Origin of the sequence: Legionella gresilensis (genome assembly GCF_900639865.1) — a bacterium.
Lineage (GTDB): Bacteria > Pseudomonadota > Gammaproteobacteria > Legionellales > Legionellaceae > Legionella_C > Legionella_C gresilensis.
This window is the reverse complement of the sequence record NZ_CAAAHX010000011.1, coordinates 73,351-89,345: the sequence shown is the minus strand read 5'-3', so window position 1 is coordinate 89,345 and position 15,995 is coordinate 73,351. Positions and strand designations below refer to the sequence as shown.

Sequence of the window (15,995 nt, the reverse complement as noted above, 5' to 3'; positions counted from 1 at the left end):
CATATTTGAATTAGGAATAAAGTATATATCTTCTAAAGACTTACTTTATTAAATTAGGGAAGTAAAGATAATATAATCTAATGAATTACAGTTATTATCTTTAATTAGTAGTTTATTTCAGGTGCTGTTTTTACCCAAGCTCGCAATACTTCCGCGACACTCCAAGCTTGTGCTAGGCAGCCACGGGGCATATAGGGTTCTTCAGCATCAAATACTTCACTAATAGAGCCCACGCCTGAATCTTCTAGATGTTGTTCAAAGCCCGTTAAAAACTGGCGTGCTTTGGTGCGTTCATGTGGATAGGCTTTAATCCAGGCGTCAATAAAGGGCCCAATTAGCCATGCCCAGACTGTACCTTGATGGTAAGCAGCATCTCGAGCCCTTAAATCCCCATCATAACGAGATTTATAATCAGGATGGTTAGGTGCTAGGGAGCGTAGCCCATAGGGCGTTAATAATTCATCTTTACAGCATTGTATGACATCTATCCAACGTTTTCTATCTAATACAGGATAACTTAATGCGATTGCAAAAATTTGATTGGGACGTAATGCGTTATCGTTGCCTGTTTCACCTTCAATAACATCATAAAGATAGTGTTTATTAGCAATCCAAAATTTTTGGTTAAATGATTGATAAACTCGCTTAGCTAATTTTCTATAATGTTGGCTGGCTTGTTTATCATTATGCTCAGTCCATTCTTCCATTAATTTTAATGCGTTATACCATAAGGCATTGATTTCAATTGCTTTACCACGCCTAGGTGTTACCACCCAATCACCTACCTTTGCATCCATCCAAGTCAATTGATAACCTTCTTGTCCTTGTTTAATTAAACCATCTGTAGAATCCATCCCAATATTGAAGTGAGTTCCTTTCTCATGAAATCCAATAATTTTTTTAAGTGTAGGTAGAAAATAGGGTAATTCAGAATATTCATGAGTAATTGCTAAATACCGATCAATAGCGTGAAAAAACCATAAAGTTGCATCGGCTGTATGATATAACCCTTCATTCTCGCCTTCTGGAAACATATTAGGAATGAGGCCGTCTTTTACATAATGAGCAAATGTTTTTAAAATCCATAATGCTTCTTTATGACGACCTGTACATAAAGTCAATCCTTCTAAAGAAATCATGGTATCTCGACCCCAATCGGTAAACCAATGATAACCGGCAATAATGGTATGGACTTCATTCCCTTCAGCATGGGCTAAAATGCTATCTTCAGTACGGGTTTGTGGCGTAATAATAAATTTATCAGCTGCGAGAATTAATTCAGCTCCCATGCCCTCTTTAGCGGTTTGGGGAGCTAGTGATAATAGGTGCTTTCGACGTGTATATTCAGCAGCAAAAGCCGTATCTGGCTTAAGCGTCGAGATAATTTCCCAGCTCTCCGTTGACGCAACAAAGGTCGCGGAATTTCCTTTAGCTAAATCTAGACTAAAATAGCCAGGCGTCCAAAGGTTGCCTAAATACTCATAGCCGCGTGTTTCTTCCATGCGAAAGTAAGCGTCTGGGATTAAGTAGCTTTGTAAAACGAATTTAATATTCTCACCATATAAAAAGAGCCGTACATAAAGATGATCATCAAGCATTATTTCATAACGGTTTTCAATAGCGAAAATTCGATATGGGGATTGAGTCTGTTGATTAACAGGCGCTTCATGTGAACGAAAATTAAATGAGGGTTGAATATTTAAGCGAATACTATTAGCACCTTCAATGAGCTTATAGGTAATTTGTACGGTATTTTGTAAATAAATAAGGATAATGCGTTTCTCAATTACAATTCCGTTAATATTATAACGCCATACAGGTAGTCCGTAGTCTAAGTAGAATTCTTGTAAATAGCTCATTCCGGTTAAGGATATATTACTGTTTCCTCTTTCATGACAGCTAATTAAAAATAAATCACCGCTCTCTGTTGTAATTTCTTCATGCAGATGATTCAGCATAATTGTCCGCCCATAAGGAGGCGGTAAAGCAGCGATCAAGTAGCCATGATATTTACGGGTAGTAATGCCAGCTACGGAGTTAGAAGCATAACCACCTAGGCCATTGGTTATCAGCCATTCGCCACGTAATAGCCTCTGTGCATTATTCACTGGGCTATCTTTTTCCTCATACTTAGCGATAGGGTGATGCCTAATTATCTGATCCATTATGTCAACTCTTTAGGCTTTAAAATCATTGCACAAAATCCGGGTATATACCAACTATCTTTAATATTAGGACGAATTGTGCCATGGCCTCCATACTTAGGATCCTCGCTGGACCAATATAATTCCCAATAGCAATGAACGGGTGGTGCCAATAATGGCTCTGGTGCTGGATCTAAATTTAAGTCTGTACCTAAATTTATAACCATTAATCGATCACCTTGATTGCTAAAAAAACGAATAACAAAAGATTGAGTTGATAATACAGCACCATCAAGTTGTTTAGTCGTATAGCCATTAAAAACTTTATCGTTTTTTCTAAGCCCAATTAAATCTTTATGCAGTTGATACCAAGTATCGTTTTGTTCTCGCTCAAACAGATTTAATTTGCTATTAACAAAAGTTTCCTTATTAATTGGATTGGTTATAGAGGCACGTACTTCTGGAGTACGTACGCTAGGAAATTGTCTAAAAAATTCAAGACGACCTTGATAGACTTTTTCCGCTATTTCAGGTTTATGATCGGCAAAGTAATTAAATGGACTCGAGGTCGCAAACTCTTGCCCTTGAAATAATAAAGGCGTTTGAGGAGAAAGCAATAAATAAGCTGTCATAGCTCGCAATAAGGATGGATTTGCTTTTTTATGTATTCGATCTCCATAAACAGAATTAGCAATTTGATCATGATTTTCTAAAAAATGAATAAAGCAAGTAGGTGTTAAATCAAAAGTTGGTTTACCCCGTGTTTTTTTTTGCCATTTATACCATTGGCCTTGATATAAAAAGCCATACTTACTAACTGAAATAAATTCTTGTGGGCAGCCAGTGTAATCAGTGTAATAAGCTTCTCGCTTGCCAGTTAGAAGTACTTGTGCGGTATGATGAAAATCATCATTCCAGAGGGCATCAAACCCAAATCCACCTTGCATAATATCTCGTACATAATCAGTGTTCTGGGGCTCATTTTCAGCAATCAAATAAATAAAACGACTAGACGCTGCCTTTCGTATGGTCTCACTGATTTCTTGTAAAATATGAGTCTTGGAACTATCGTAAATATTTTGTGAAGCATCAATTCTTAAGCCATCAAAATGATACTCATCGATCCAATATTTTGCATTTGCTAAAAAATACTTTCGTACCTCGATTGCATTATCATCAAAATTAATGGCTTCTCCCCAATCGGTACTATATTTATTAGAGAAATAGCTATCTGAAAATTGCCTTAGATAATTACCATCCGGTCCTAAGTGGTTATAAACAACATCTAAAATAACGCTAATATTTAATTTATGAGCGCGATTAATAAAATAACGTAAATCATCGGGTTTCCCATATGTATGCATAGGCGCAAATAAATCAACCCCATCGTATCCCCAGCCAAATTCACCAGCGAACTCGGCAATAGGCATCATTTCAATAACGGTAATGCCTAAATCGGCCAAATATTCTAGTTGGGTAGCCGCGCTTAAAAAGGTTCCTTCTTGGGTAAAAGTGCCTATGTGCATTTCATAAATGATGGCATCTTCCTTCTGGACTCCTCGCCAACTTTGATCTGTCCATTTGAATTTTTTAGGATTAACTATTTCCGATGCATCGTGAGGGCCTTTTGGTTGGTATTTTGAGGCAGGATCAGGGTATATTTTTGTGTCCTCATCAAGCTGAAAACCATATAAGTCACCTTCCTTAGCTTTGCTAATAAAAGTAGAAAAATAGCCATTCCCTTCAGATGTTAATTGAATTGGATGATGATTGTTGTTATTTAATATAAGGCTTATTTTATTTCTTTTAGGCGCCCAGACTCTAAAATGAACGCCTTTGCTGATAAGCTCTGCACCAATGGGCATTCGTCGCTTGTCTAGGTATTCTCTAGGCTCCATCAATATCCCTATTGCTATGATTAATTAATTTAAAATTATAAACATTATTCTATAGAAAGAGGAACCTTACTCTAACCAAGAAAGAAATCTTCTCTGTGCAGGACAATCTTGGGCCTCCTGCATTAAAAAATCGAGTGCAGGCAGGCCTTATAATTATTTATAGAATGGGAATACTATTTTGAAGCAGAAAAGCATCAAATACTAATGCAAATCATTTCCCATACGTTTTTTACTGAAAGATTTTTGCTTAATCATTTTCCATAAAAAAGCTAATAATGCTAAACGCATTGAATTTCTTGCCCATCGCATCATGATAACCTCCACTGTTAAGAATATATCAACTTAGGTGTTGATATATTTTTCTATCCCCTTTAAAAAATAGGTTAGGATGGAGGAAATTGCAAATTCACTATAGGTAATTGGTCTTTGTTATCCTAATATAAATGCTTATTTTAAAATGAAAGTCGCTGAGGTTTCTATTGAAATGCTCATTTCATTGGCAGATAGATTAGTTAAATAATGAGTAGTTTCATCAGAAAATAAAGGTTTTTGTGACGTTAAATTTTTATCGCTTGCGTTTTCTTTATTATGAACTTGAGATACTTCAGATTTAGATATTTTAAAGTTTTCTACCATTTGTAAATAGCTTTCAGTTAGAGGACAATCTGGCTTATCGTTAGACAGATTTGCGCTTGCCCAAGCATTTAATGATTGAATACTAAATATTAGGCTAATAATGGCTGCGCTTGTTAAAATGGCGAAAGCAGATAGAGGAAAAATCATGCTAAAAGTAATGGATAAAGCTGTTACAAAGCTCGTTGCTGTTGTTAGTAAGGCATATTGTAAATATTTTGATTGCCGGTTTGCTGAGTATTCCTTATCTTGAGGTGGATGTTTCCATTTATGATATTCTGCGATACACCAAAAAGTATTACTTGCTGCAAATAACCAAACTGCTGGTATTGCAACAAAAGGAGAAGTGAGAGAAATAAAAAAGAAAACAGTTGCAATTGCTCCTAAAGTAGCAGCAAGTTTATGTTGGGTAGTAAATGATGTAAACCCGTACCAAAAATCTGAATGTCTTGTCGAATGTGGATTAATAAAGCTGGCAATTAACCAGAGTAAATAACCTGTTAAATAACAGGCCATAGAAAAAATAGACGTAATAAACGTGAAAAGATAGAAGGGTAGAAGTTGAAGTTTAGCTGTAGCAAAACCCACAAAAAAAAATAAACTGCTAAATTTATTTAGATATTTTCCATAACTCATTTAGAACTACCCTGTAATAAAAGAACCCATTTATTATCGAATAGCTTTAGCACATAAGTTGATTAAAAGAAAGGGAATATGCTCCTATATAAATAAATTATGACTTTGTTGTAAAAAAGCTAAAAATGCGACCAGCAAAAATAAAGTATGCCAAAAATTGAGCTGCTAAAGGAATGAAAAAGTGTTATCTTTCCTGGATGTAATAGGTGATGAGTATAAATTTTAATAGCATCTGACTATCTAATCCACTGTCCTGTTTTGAAGTTATTTAACTTAAAAACTTGAGAGCATCGTGGACAAAAATTAGCATTGAACGCTATATTCTATAATAAAATAATATTATTATTTTGTGATAATTGCTGATTTAAGAAATTACTAAAATTATAATTTTGAATAATAATTAGTGATGATTGAGTTAAATTTAACATCAACATCGTGACTTTTTGGGCTAAAATGATTTTGAATGTGGGCGCTAGGTATTTGCAACATATTACCGAAAATACATTTATAATTTGTGTTTTCAAAATTATTTGTAATATATTTTTCAAAAAAATTAAGCGCGTCTTGGCTGGTAATAAACGCATTAAGGGATTTATTGGTTTGCTTCGCATTATTGACTAATGCATTTAATAATCGTTCTCCTATGTAAAAATCTATACATACTTTACCGTCATGGTCATTTAACATTGAAAAATTTTTATTTCGAAAACCTTCTTTAACAAAGATTAATTCTAAAGTTATTTCATAAGAATCACTAAAAAATCAATAGTTCCTATTTGTTCTTCATTCGCTAATAAAACATATTGACCATTTTCCTCAACGCCACGATAAGGCAATAAGTTATTTTGAGTACTCATAGAGCTCGTAGAACATATGAAGAAATCAATGAAAATGCTAGTCGATTTATACCTTATTTCCAATTTCATAATTAGCATAAAAGTTATACAATTTTATAAAAATTATAGCAAATTTAGATTAAGTCTTGCTTAAGAGTAAGGAATAGTAGGTTTAAGAGGAAGAGTAATGCGAACTTGCAATCCACCTTGGGGTCGATTTAGTGCGATGACAGTACCTTGATGTAGTTGTATTGCTTTTTCAGCAATAGACAAACCTAGACCATAACCACCTGTTTTCTTTTCTCGCGATGTATCGACTCGATAAAATGGATTAAATATATTTTTTAATTGCTCCTCAGGCACGCCTGGACCATAGTCATCAATATCAATAAATAAAGTTGTTTTTTCTTTGTTAGTTGATAAGGAAATTGTTACTTTCTTATTAGATGGAGAGTAACGCATAGCATTTCTGACAATATTTTCAATTGCGCGGTGCATTAGACGTTCATCGACTAATAGTTCATAATTTTCCGCAGCAATTAATTGAACTTTATTCTGTTCTTCACCAAATTCAAAGTTAGCATCTTCAATAATTCGATTTACTAAATCTAAAATATTAATGTGTGTTTTATTAAGCTCTTCTGTTGAGCGATCAAGTCGCGCAAATTGTAAAATCTCACCAATTAAGTTATTTAAGCGTAGGCATTCAACTTCCATACGGCAAAATTCAATATCAGCTTTAGGAGATGCTTTCTTTCGGCCTAATTCAATAGCAATTTGTAAGCGGGCAAGGGGCGAGCGTAATTCATGGGATATATCTTGTAACAAACGCTCCTTCGAGCTAATTAAACTTTCTAATTGTTCCGCCATTCTATCAAATTCATTACTTAATTGAGCAATTTCATCACGATAATGGCCTTTAAACTGGCCAACTCGGGTATTTAATTTCCCTGTTGCTATAGATTTTGCTGCCATACCTAAAGAGCGTAGTGGCTGTGTTAAATAAAGAGAGAGCAAATAACAAATCAGTCCACTAATAAAAATAGCGATAGTTAAGCGAATAGTTAAACCGGCCCAGGGTATAACAACAAAGTGAGAAAGGGGTTTTTCACTAACTGCAGCTAAACGGTAAGCTTTGCCTGATGTAGATAAAATCTCATGGCTTATAATTAAATTTCCAAATTTAAGTAATCCTTCATCAAGTTCTTCATTAACTAAATCAGAGGCGATATTTTTGATTTCTAAGGGAGGCGTGGCATTACCTATTATTTCACCTGTACTACACAATAGGTATAAAGTCATTTTCTTAGAAGCCCCGGTTTGAGCAAGCCATTTTCTTAAGGCTGCGTGTTGCCCGGATTCAAAGGTAGCTACAGCTGCATTGGCATAGCTATCCATAAAGACATGTTCACGCGCTGGTATAGAGGATTTTTGGGCAATTTCACTGGTTACCCAGGCGGTTGTAATAATGATGAGAATTGTTGCTAGCCAAAAAGAAAGAAATATTTTCCAATATAAACTACGCATTAAACATATATCCAAATCCCCGGACAGTTTTAACGAGGGGCTCACCTTGGTCGTTATCACCTAATTTATTGCGGAGATTGCTAATATGAACATCAATACTACGATCATAAGCTGTATACTTTCGGCCTAGGGCATATTCAGTTAGCTCTTCTTTTGAGAATGCTTGCCCAGGTGATTTTATTAACATTTCTAAAATATTAAATTCGGCATTTGTTAACTCCATAGGTTGCCCATGATGGGTTGCTAATCTTTTAGAACAATCAACTACAATATCATGAAGCTCAATAATGGGTCGTTGTGCGGGTATTTTTTGAGTTCGACGTAAAATTGCTCGTAGCCTGGCAACTAATTCCCGTGGATTGCAAGGTTTAGGTAAATAATCATCTGCACCAATTTCTAAGCCAACGATACGATCAATATCATCTCCGCGCGCAGTAAGCATTAGTACAGGTGTTTCTAAATGTTCCCGAATAGCTTTTAAGACTTCAAAACCATTTAACCTAGGTAACATCACATCTAAAATAATCGCGTCAAAAGTTTGATTTAAAGCTTTCTTGACAGCACTTTCGCCATCATGAACACAAATAACGTTAAAACCTTCTGGTTCAAGATATTGTTCTAATAAATCAGTGAGCTCTATATCATCATCAACAATTAAAATGTTACTGTTCATTTAATAATTAACCCTCGGTTTGATCTTAAGTTTTAACGAGAAATATTGGACATTCTATCCTTTCTGTTTTGAAAAGGTAGGTAAATTGTCTTGATATAAGCTTTCTGCTTTATCGATAGTATTAGTGCGTCTATCAAAACAACTTAACAATTTTATTCGTCTTGCATCAGCATTAATAACTTTAAATTCAAATTGATCGATGATAGTAACTTCGCCTCGTTTAGGTAGGTAACCAAAATTAGCCATAACAATACCACCAATTGTATCATATATTTCATCGCTAAAGTTGGCATCTAAATACTCATTAAATTCTTCAATAGGCATATGGGCTTTAATAATATAGTGTGAGTCGCCATGCTCTTTAATATACGCTTCTTCATCAACATCGAACTCATCTTCTATATCACCAATTATTTGTTCAATAATATCCTCAATTGTTACAAAACCATTGACTGTACCATATTCATCAACCACTAAGGCCATATGGTTACGATTACTTCGAAAGTCACTTAGGAGAAGATCTAAGCGTTTACTTTCAGGTACAAAGGTTGCTTGTCGGACAATATCACTTAAATCAAATACACCTGCATTGTTTGCATAAAACTTTAGCAGATCCTTAGCATGTAAAATGCCAATCACATCATCAGGATTATCACCTGTTACTGGAAAGCGAGAGTGGCCAGAACTCGTTACAATTTCTATTACCTTTTCAAAGTTATCATCTTGTGAAATGGTTGTCATTTGCTTTTTAGGCAACATAATATCTCGCACTTTCATTTGCGAGAATTGAATAACACCCTCAATCATGCCTAATGTTTCAGCGTTAATAAGTGAGCGAATTTGAGCGTCACGTAATAAACTAATTAACTCCTCCTGATTTTGTGGTTCAACTTGCAGGAATTGTTTTAAACGCATAAACCACGAATTAGCATCGTCTTCTTTATTCACAAATCGCATCCTCTTGTTGATAGGGATTAGCATAACCTAAGCTTGCTAACAGTTTAATTTCCATCGTTTGCATAATATGAGCTTCTGGTTCTTCAATATGATCATAACCTAATAAATGGAGTACGCCATGAATGACAATATGTGCCCAATGAGCTTCTAATGCTATTTCTTGCTCTTGGCTTTCTCTTTCTAAAACTTCTGGGCAAATTACAATATCACCTAAAAAAGGGTATTCTAATTGAATCTCCTTAGGTAAATTACTAGGAAAAGCCAAGACATTAGTAGGTTTATCTTTTTTTCGATAAGTTTTATTTAATTCAGTGATTTCCTGTATTTCAACGAATCGTAGAGTTAATTCTGCAGTCTTCTCCAATTCATTTACAGTAAGGTTAACCCAATCACATAAAACGTTCTTAGCAATAGGTAATGGTTTTTGGCACGCAATTTGAATATCAATGTAGTCGGCTAAATCTAGACAACAATCATTCATTTTTTTCCTCCGTTTCTTTATCATAACTCTCTACAATACGAGAAATTAACGGATGTCTAACCACTTCACGACTAGTGAACGTATGAATGCTAATTTCATTTAAGTCTTTAAATAGGTTAACAGCATGGGAAAGACCTGATTGGGTACCTTTAGGTAAATCAACTTGCGTCATATCCCCAGTTACAACTGTCTTAGAACCAAATCCCATTCGGGTAAGAAACATTTTCATTTGCATGATAGTAGTATTTTGCGCTTCATCTAAAATAATGAATGCGTCGTTTAATGTTCTTCCGCGCATAAAAGCAAGAGGAAGAATCTCAATGACATCATTTTGAATTAATTTTTGTGCTTCTTTAAATCCTAACATTTCATAAATTGCATCATAAATAGGCCGTAAATAAGGAAGTACCTTTTCTACTAAATCACCAGGTAAAAATCCTAATTTTTCTCCTGCCTCAACTGCGGGCCTGACAAACACTAAACGCTGTACTTCACCTTTTTCAAAACATTCTATTGCTTTAGATACAGCAAGATAAGTTTTACCTGTTCCAGCAGGCCCTACAGCAAAAATTATATCATTTTTATCAATACTGGTTAAGTATTCAGCTTGTTTACTGTTGCGAGGTAAAATAACTTTTCGACTTAATTTAATGGAGTTAATAGTTCTCATAATAGTTTCATTGTCCTCAAAGGTGAGCAGAGACTGCACAGTATCTGGGCTTATAGGCTGTTCAGCAAGACGATATAATTCTCTAATAATAGATTTTGCCCGAATTAAAGTTGAAAGGGAGTTAGTGTATAAAATTAATTCATTTTGCTGAATTTTTATAGATAATTGCAGAGATTTTTCAAGTAAAAGAATATTTTCATGCAAGACGCCACACAAATTAGCTAAACGCTGCACATTTAAGTGAGGTAAATAAACGTGTTCGCTTTGCGGTGTACTGCTCAATGGTATGTTTATAAATAGTTAGTTATCTACCTAAAGAATAGTTCAAAAACTGCTATTTCTGCAAGTACTGAATATTACAAAAAATATAAATTGCATATTAAAGTAATTTATAATTACACTTATTTTTAAAGTTAAAACCCAATAAGATAACGAAATCTCCTAATATTAATGTATGAAGTTTAATGAAATAGAACTATGATTGACCTGCACTGCCACAGCTACTTTTCCGATGGGCTTCTTTCTCCTAAAAAATTAATTGAGAAGGCTAATTCAATTAATTTACTTGTTATGGCTTTAACTGACCATGATACTATTGAAGGTGTGGAAGAGTTATTAAAAATAAAAGACAATTATTCTGTAAAAATTATTACCGGTATTGAATTTAGTACTCGCTGGAAAAAATATGATATTCATATCATTGGTTTAGGTGTAGATATTGCTAATTATTTTTTTAATGATTTAATTAGTAAACAAAATAATAACCGCATAAATCGAGCTAAAAAAATTTCAGAAAAACTAGCTTGTGTTGGTGTGAAAAATGCTTTTGTAAGAGCTTGCCAGCTTGCTGGCCATGATAGAATTGGTCGACCTCATTTTGCTAAATTATGCGTAGAAGATGCTAAAGCAATTGATATTCAAGCTGCTTTTAAGCAATATTTAACTCGAGGCAAGCTAGCTTATGTTGAAACACCGTGGATTTCTGTTGTTGATGCAGTAGAAGGAATAATTAAAGCCGGCGGGCAAGCTGTATTAGCGCATCCATTAAAATATCAGTTAACTCAAACAAAATTACGAGAGTTAATTAAAGAATTTAAACAAGCAGGTGGTGAGGGTTTAGAAGTAGTATCAGGAAATATTAGCTTAGATCAAATGAATACTGTTGTTACCCTTTGTAGGCATTTCGAATTATTAGCCTCAACAGGTTCAGATTATCATGGCGATTCCTTATCTCGTATTTCTCTTGGACGACAGCCGCAACTACCGCTAAACTGTACGCCTATTTGGCATAACTGGAATATCTGATAGGGGATTATATGAGCCAATTCTTTGCAATTCATCCTGATAATCCGCAGGCTCGCCTATTAAGGCAGGCTGCAAAGATGATTGAAGATGGGGGCTTAATTGCTTACCCAACCGACTCAGGTTATGCATTAGGTTGTAAGCTAGCTAATAAAAATGCTTTAGAGCGAATAAGGCTTTTAAGACATTTAGATAAGAATCATAATATGACGCTGGTTTGCCGTGATCTTTCGCAATTGGGTACTTACGCTCGTGTATCAAATCCCATATTTCGTTTATTAAAAGCCTTTACCCCGGGTTCATATACTTTTATTTTACAAGCGACCAATGAGGTCCCTCGATTAATGTTACATCCCAAAAGACGAACATTAGGTCTACGTATTCCGGACAATACCATTACATTAGCATTATTAGAGCATTTTCATGCACCCCTAATGAGTACGTCATTAATTCTCCCGGGTGCAGAGGCTCCTTTGAGTCAACCTGAAGCTATACAGGATATTTTAGGTAATAGGATTGATTTAATTATTGATGGAGGGAATTGCGGTTATGAACCAACCACTGTGGTTGATTTAACTGGTGATTACCCCGTTATTTTAAGGGAAGGTAAGGGTGACCCAGAGCCTTTTAGATAAAATTAATTTTTGCTGTACTTTAATAGTGCTATTTTGAGGTTTTATGTCTGCTTTATTTAATTTAAATAAAAGAGTGGTTTCAGGTATGCGTGCTAGTGGTCGTTTGCATCTTGGCCATTATCATGGTGTATTGAAAAATTGGCTTACTTTACAACATCAATATGATTGTTATTTTTTTGTTGCCGACTGGCATGGTTTAACAACTCATTATGACGAACCTGGTTATATCGAGACTATTATCTGGGAAATGATTATCGATTGGCTAGCTTGTGGTATTAACCCTAGTTTATGTAAACTTTTCATTCAATCTTGGGTGCCAGAGCATGCAGAATTACATCTTCTTCTTTCCATGATTACACCACTAGGTTGGTTAGAACGTGTCCCTACATTTAAAGATCAACAAGAAAAGTTACGTGACAAAGATCTTGCCACTTATGGCTTCTTAGGATATCCCTTATTGCAAAGTGCAGATGTGTTACTTTATAAGGCATCATATGTTCCCGTTGGAGAAGATCAGATATCTCATATTGAGCTTATTCGTGAAGTAGCTCGACGTTTTAATAATTTGTATGGCCGTGAGCCTAATTTTGAAGCTCTAGCTCAAGAAGCTATAACGAGAATGGGCAAAAAAAATAGCAAATTATACAGTGACTTACGAAAGCAATTTCAACAGGACGGTAATCTTGATGCCTTAAATACAGCACAAGCACTGCTCACTAATCAACATAATTTATCTTTAGGCGATAAAGAGCGACTGTTAGGTTACTTAGATGGCTCTGGCAAAATTATATTACCCGAACCGCAGCCTTTATTAACTGAAATGCCTAAAATGCCAGGGATTGATGGGCAGAAAATGTCTAAATCCTATAATAATACAATTAGTTTGCGAGAAGATCCGGCTTCTGTCGAACGTAAAATTTTGACTATGCCTACGGATCCAGCTCGAATTAAGCGAACTGATCCCGGTGAGCCAGAAAAATGCCCAGTTTGGCAGTTTCATAAAATATACTCTTCTGACGAAGTTAAAAATTGGGCTCAAATAGGGTGTCGGACTGCCGGTATCGGTTGTATTGACTGTAAAAGGCCCGTTATCGATGCCATTAATCGGGAATTAAAAACAATACAGACATCCATACAAGATTTTGAATCAGATTTTGGCTCAGTAAAGCAAATTATTGCCGAGGGTAGTGATGCGGCACGAGATGAAGCGAATAGAACATTAAAAGATGTTCGTGAAGTAATGGGCCTTGATTATTAATGATTGCTGATCAAGAACAATCAGCTTCACCTATTGCAACGGTAAGCGGTAAACCATATACCCAAATGCCAGCTGACCTCTTTATTCCACCTGATGCTTTAGAATTATTATTAGATTCATTCACCGGACCTTTTGATTTGCTGTTATATTTAATTCGGCGGCAAAATATCGATATTATGGATATTCCCATTGCTATGATAACAGAGCAATATATGAATTATATTCAGCTCATGAAAGAGCATCGACTAGAATTAGTAGCTGAGTACTTAGTCATGGCAGCAATGCTTGCAGAGATTAAATCAAGGCTGTTATTGCCTAAAAATCCTAGCTTGCCTGAAGAATCGGAAGAAGATCCGCGACTTGCCCTAGTTCAGCAGTTGCAGCGTTATGAACAATTTAAGCAAGCTGCCGAAAGGCTGGATACTTTACCCCGCTGTGAGCGCGATAACTTTCGTTTTAATATAAAATCGCAGGGGTTATCACGCTTGATTTATCACCCTGAAGTTTCCCTACTTAATTTAACGAAAGCCATGTTAGATTTAATTGAGCAACAAGGCCATAAAGATACTCATCGTATTACTAAAGAAGTACTCTCAGTTAAAGAACGTATCCTCTGGGTTTTAGAAAAAGTACAAAAAGATAAATCAATTACCTTTTTTGAGCTCTTAATACTTAAAGAAGGTCGTATGGGAATTATAGTCACTTTATTAGCAATTTTAGAATTAGCCAGACAAGCCCTCTTAATCGTTACTCAAACAGACAGCTTCTCTTCTATACGGCTTGAGAGACAAAGTAATGACTAATGATGAATTAAAAAACATTGTCGAAGCTTTATTAATGAGTTCGGAAAATCCTTTAACGCTTGATCAAATTATAGAGGTTTTTGAGGTTTGGCAGAAACCTGATCGTCATTTAATTAAAGAAGTCTTGTATGAGTTAAATTTAAGTTATGCTAATCGTTCAATTGAACTCGTACAACTAGCGAGTGGTTATTGTATTCAAACTAGAATACAATATGGCCCCTGGATAAGCCGTCTCCAAGCTGATAAACCGCCCAAATATTCAAAGGCTCTATTAGAAACGTTAGCTATCATTGCCTACCAACAGCCTGTAACTCGTGCTGATATAGAAGCAATACGTGGAGTTAGTGTAAGTACTTCAATATTAAAGACATTACTTGAAAGAGAGTGGATAAAAGTGGGTGGATACCGGGATGTTCCGGGCAAGCCAGCTGTTTATATAACTACCAAGCAATTTTTAGATTATTTTAACTTGTCAACGATTGAACAATTACCCCCTTTAGAAGAGAATATAGCTTTACCTACTAAGTTTTAGACAAGGCGCAAGTGATTAAGGCGAAGGAGTGTATAGATAATATATGACTGAAGCCGCATGAACTTGCAACGTAGTATAAAGCTTAGTGGGCGAAGCTATACAGCTTAAAGAAGATAGATCACAAATATTAGTCAAAGAGTACACTTAATTATGAGCGCTGAAAGATTACAAAAAATATTAAGCCAAGCAGGATTTGGCTCTCGAAGGGAAATGGAACGCTGGATTGAACAAGGACTAGTTCGGGTAAATGGACAAATAGCAAAATTAGGAGATAGTGCTACAGCCAATGATAAAATTAGTGTAAAAGGTAAATTAATTAACAATCCTTTAAAAAGACAGTTAAAAACTAGAGTTTTAATTTACCATAAGCCAGTTGGCGAAATTTCTAGCCGCCATGACCCTAAACATGAACGAACCGTGTTCGATAAGTTACCTAAATTGCGCCAAGGTCGCTGGGTACAGGTTGGCCGGTTGGATATTAATACATCAGGATTATTATTATTTACTAATAATGGCGAGTTAGCTAATAAATTAATGCATCCCAGTTTTGGTTTAGAAAGAGAATATGCTGTGCGTGTACGCGGACAAGTAAATCCTGAAATAATTAATAATTTATTAAAGGGAATAAAACTTGAAGATGGATTTGCTCAGTTTAAAAAGATTGAATTTAAAGGAGGCGAGGGAAGTAATACTTGGTATCATGTTACCTTAACGGAAGGCCGTAACCGCGAAGTAAGACGACTATGGACGTCACAAGGCGTTGAAGTAAGTCGATTAATACGTATTCGTTATGGTAATATTACTATGCCTCGATTCTTATCACGTGGTAGTTATCATGAATTATCAGCTCAAGAAATTGACTCTTTATTGAAATCTGTGCCGAATCTGCCAATAGATTAACGACTTTTAGATTAATGAGTAAGTTTGATTAAAATTTAGTTATAATATTGCAAAAACAATTGTTTATTTGATGTATGGTTTAATTGAGTCTAGTTCTACAATTAAATCAT

The 15,995-nt window shown here is 35.2% G+C and carries 15 protein-coding genes; 6 read left to right on the top strand and 9 right to left on the bottom strand.

What is annotated here, in order from left to right:
• Positions 1 to 104: 104 nt before the first annotated feature.
• The 9 genes from E1P04_RS13410 to E1P04_RS13370 all read right to left on the bottom strand — a co-directional run bounded on the left by E1P04_RS13410 (position 105) and on the right by E1P04_RS13370 (position 10,737).
• Positions 105 to 2,165 carry an amylo-alpha-1,6-glucosidase gene (locus E1P04_RS13410; protein WP_131783417.1) on the bottom strand — a complete coding sequence of 687 codons (2,061 nt, stop codon included), beginning with the start codon at positions 2,163 to 2,165 and terminating at the stop codon, positions 105 to 107.
• Positions 2,165 to 4,042 (bottom strand): malto-oligosyltrehalose trehalohydrolase, encoded by a 1,878-nt coding sequence (gene treZ / locus E1P04_RS13405; RefSeq protein WP_131783416.1) that lies wholly within the window; start codon positions 4,040 to 4,042, stop codon positions 2,165 to 2,167. The genes E1P04_RS13410 and treZ overlap by 1 nt, the downstream gene beginning before the upstream one ends.
• 447 nt (positions 4,043 to 4,489) lie before the next feature.
• Positions 4,490 to 5,311: a hypothetical protein gene (locus E1P04_RS13400; RefSeq protein ID WP_131783415.1), complete on the bottom strand. Its 822-nt coding sequence runs from the start codon at positions 5,309 to 5,311 to the stop codon at positions 4,490 to 4,492.
• A 381-nt stretch (positions 5,312 to 5,692) separates the two neighbouring features.
• Positions 5,693 to 5,998 carry a hypothetical protein gene (locus E1P04_RS13395; protein ID WP_131783414.1) on the bottom strand — a complete coding sequence of 102 codons (306 nt, stop codon included), beginning with the start codon at positions 5,996 to 5,998 and terminating at the stop codon, positions 5,693 to 5,695.
• A 299-nt stretch (positions 5,999 to 6,297) separates the two neighbouring features.
• Positions 6,298 to 7,674 (bottom strand): two-component system sensor histidine kinase CpxA, encoded by a 1,377-nt coding sequence (gene cpxA, locus E1P04_RS13390; RefSeq protein ID WP_131783413.1) that lies wholly within the window; start codon positions 7,672 to 7,674, stop codon positions 6,298 to 6,300.
• Positions 7,667 to 8,347, bottom strand: a complete 681-nt coding sequence (gene cpxR, locus E1P04_RS13385; protein ID WP_131783412.1) for a two-component system response regulator CpxR — start codon at positions 8,345 to 8,347, stop codon at positions 7,667 to 7,669. Before cpxR ends, cpxA begins: the two co-directional genes overlap by 8 nt.
• A gap of 54 nt (positions 8,348 to 8,401) precedes the next feature.
• Positions 8,402 to 9,304, bottom strand: a complete 903-nt coding sequence (locus E1P04_RS13380) for a CorC family transporter (RefSeq protein WP_131783411.1) — start codon at positions 9,302 to 9,304, stop codon at positions 8,402 to 8,404.
• Positions 9,288 to 9,785, bottom strand: coding sequence for an rRNA maturation RNase YbeY (gene ybeY / locus E1P04_RS13375; RefSeq protein WP_131783410.1), 498 nt, complete (start codon positions 9,783 to 9,785; stop codon positions 9,288 to 9,290). The genes E1P04_RS13380 and ybeY overlap by 17 nt, the downstream gene beginning before the upstream one ends.
• Positions 9,778 to 10,737, bottom strand: a complete 960-nt coding sequence (locus E1P04_RS13370; RefSeq protein WP_165482785.1) for a PhoH family protein — start codon at positions 10,735 to 10,737, stop codon at positions 9,778 to 9,780. Before E1P04_RS13370 ends, ybeY begins: the two co-directional genes overlap by 8 nt.
• A gap of 195 nt (positions 10,738 to 10,932) precedes the next feature.
• On the opposite strand from E1P04_RS13370, the gene E1P04_RS13365 reads away from it, so the two are divergent.
• The 6 genes from E1P04_RS13365 to rluB all read left to right on the top strand — a co-directional run bounded on the left by E1P04_RS13365 (position 10,933) and on the right by rluB (position 15,885).
• Positions 10,933 to 11,760: a PHP domain-containing protein gene (locus tag E1P04_RS13365; protein WP_131783409.1), complete on the top strand. Its 828-nt coding sequence runs from the start codon at positions 10,933 to 10,935 to the stop codon at positions 11,758 to 11,760.
• 11 nt (positions 11,761 to 11,771) lie between these two features.
• Entirely contained in the window at positions 11,772 to 12,392 is a 621-nt protein-coding gene (locus E1P04_RS13360; RefSeq protein WP_131783408.1) for an L-threonylcarbamoyladenylate synthase, read from the top strand.
• Positions 12,393 to 12,435: 43 nt separating this feature from the next.
• Positions 12,436 to 13,650, top strand: a complete 1,215-nt coding sequence (locus E1P04_RS13355) for a tryptophan--tRNA ligase (RefSeq protein ID WP_131783407.1) — start codon at positions 12,436 to 12,438, stop codon at positions 13,648 to 13,650.
• Positions 13,650 to 14,453, top strand: a complete 804-nt coding sequence (locus E1P04_RS13350; protein WP_131783406.1) for a segregation and condensation protein A — start codon at positions 13,650 to 13,652, stop codon at positions 14,451 to 14,453. Before E1P04_RS13355 ends, E1P04_RS13350 begins: the two co-directional genes overlap by 1 nt.
• A complete protein-coding gene (scpB, locus tag E1P04_RS13345; RefSeq protein ID WP_131783405.1) occupies positions 14,446 to 14,985 on the top strand; it encodes an SMC-Scp complex subunit ScpB in 540 nt (179 codons plus the stop codon). The genes E1P04_RS13350 and scpB overlap by 8 nt, the downstream gene beginning before the upstream one ends.
• A 150-nt stretch (positions 14,986 to 15,135) precedes the next feature.
• Positions 15,136 to 15,885 (top strand): 23S rRNA pseudouridine(2605) synthase RluB, encoded by a 750-nt coding sequence (gene rluB, locus E1P04_RS13340; protein WP_131783404.1) that lies wholly within the window; start codon positions 15,136 to 15,138, stop codon positions 15,883 to 15,885.
• The last annotated feature ends 110 nt before the right edge of the window (positions 15,886 to 15,995 follow it).

Coding starts and splice junctions, on each gene's coding strand:
- E1P04_RS13365 (WP_131783409.1), top strand. CDS start 10,933: ATGATTGACCTGCACTGCCACAGCTACTTTTCCGATGGGCTTCTTTCT.
- E1P04_RS13360 (WP_131783408.1), top strand. CDS start 11,772: ATGAGCCAATTCTTTGCAATTCATCCTGATAATCCGCAGGCTCGCCTA.
- cpxR (WP_131783412.1), bottom strand. CDS start 8,347: ATGAACAGTAACATTTTAATTGTTGATGATGATATAGAGCTCACTGAT.
- treZ (WP_131783416.1), bottom strand. CDS start 4,042: ATGGAGCCTAGAGAATACCTAGACAAGCGACGAATGCCCATTGGTGCA.
- rluB (WP_131783404.1), top strand. CDS start 15,136: ATGAGCGCTGAAAGATTACAAAAAATATTAAGCCAAGCAGGATTTGGC.
- E1P04_RS13380 (WP_131783411.1), bottom strand. CDS start 9,304: ATGCGATTTGTGAATAAAGAAGACGATGCTAATTCGTGGTTTATGCGT.
- ybeY (WP_131783410.1), bottom strand. CDS start 9,785: ATGAATGATTGTTGTCTAGATTTAGCCGACTACATTGATATTCAAATT.
- E1P04_RS13355 (WP_131783407.1), top strand. CDS start 12,436: ATGTCTGCTTTATTTAATTTAAATAAAAGAGTGGTTTCAGGTATGCGT.
- scpB (WP_131783405.1), top strand. CDS start 14,446: ATGACTAATGATGAATTAAAAAACATTGTCGAAGCTTTATTAATGAGT.
- cpxA (WP_131783413.1), bottom strand. CDS start 7,674: ATGCGTAGTTTATATTGGAAAATATTTCTTTCTTTTTGGCTAGCAACA.
- E1P04_RS13350 (WP_131783406.1), top strand. CDS start 13,650: ATGATTGCTGATCAAGAACAATCAGCTTCACCTATTGCAACGGTAAGC.
- E1P04_RS13400 (WP_131783415.1), bottom strand. CDS start 5,311: ATGAGTTATGGAAAATATCTAAATAAATTTAGCAGTTTATTTTTTTTT.
- E1P04_RS13395 (WP_131783414.1), bottom strand. CDS start 5,998: ATGTTAAATGACCATGACGGTAAAGTATGTATAGATTTTTACATAGGA.
- E1P04_RS13410 (WP_131783417.1), bottom strand. CDS start 2,165: ATGGATCAGATAATTAGGCATCACCCTATCGCTAAGTATGAGGAAAAA.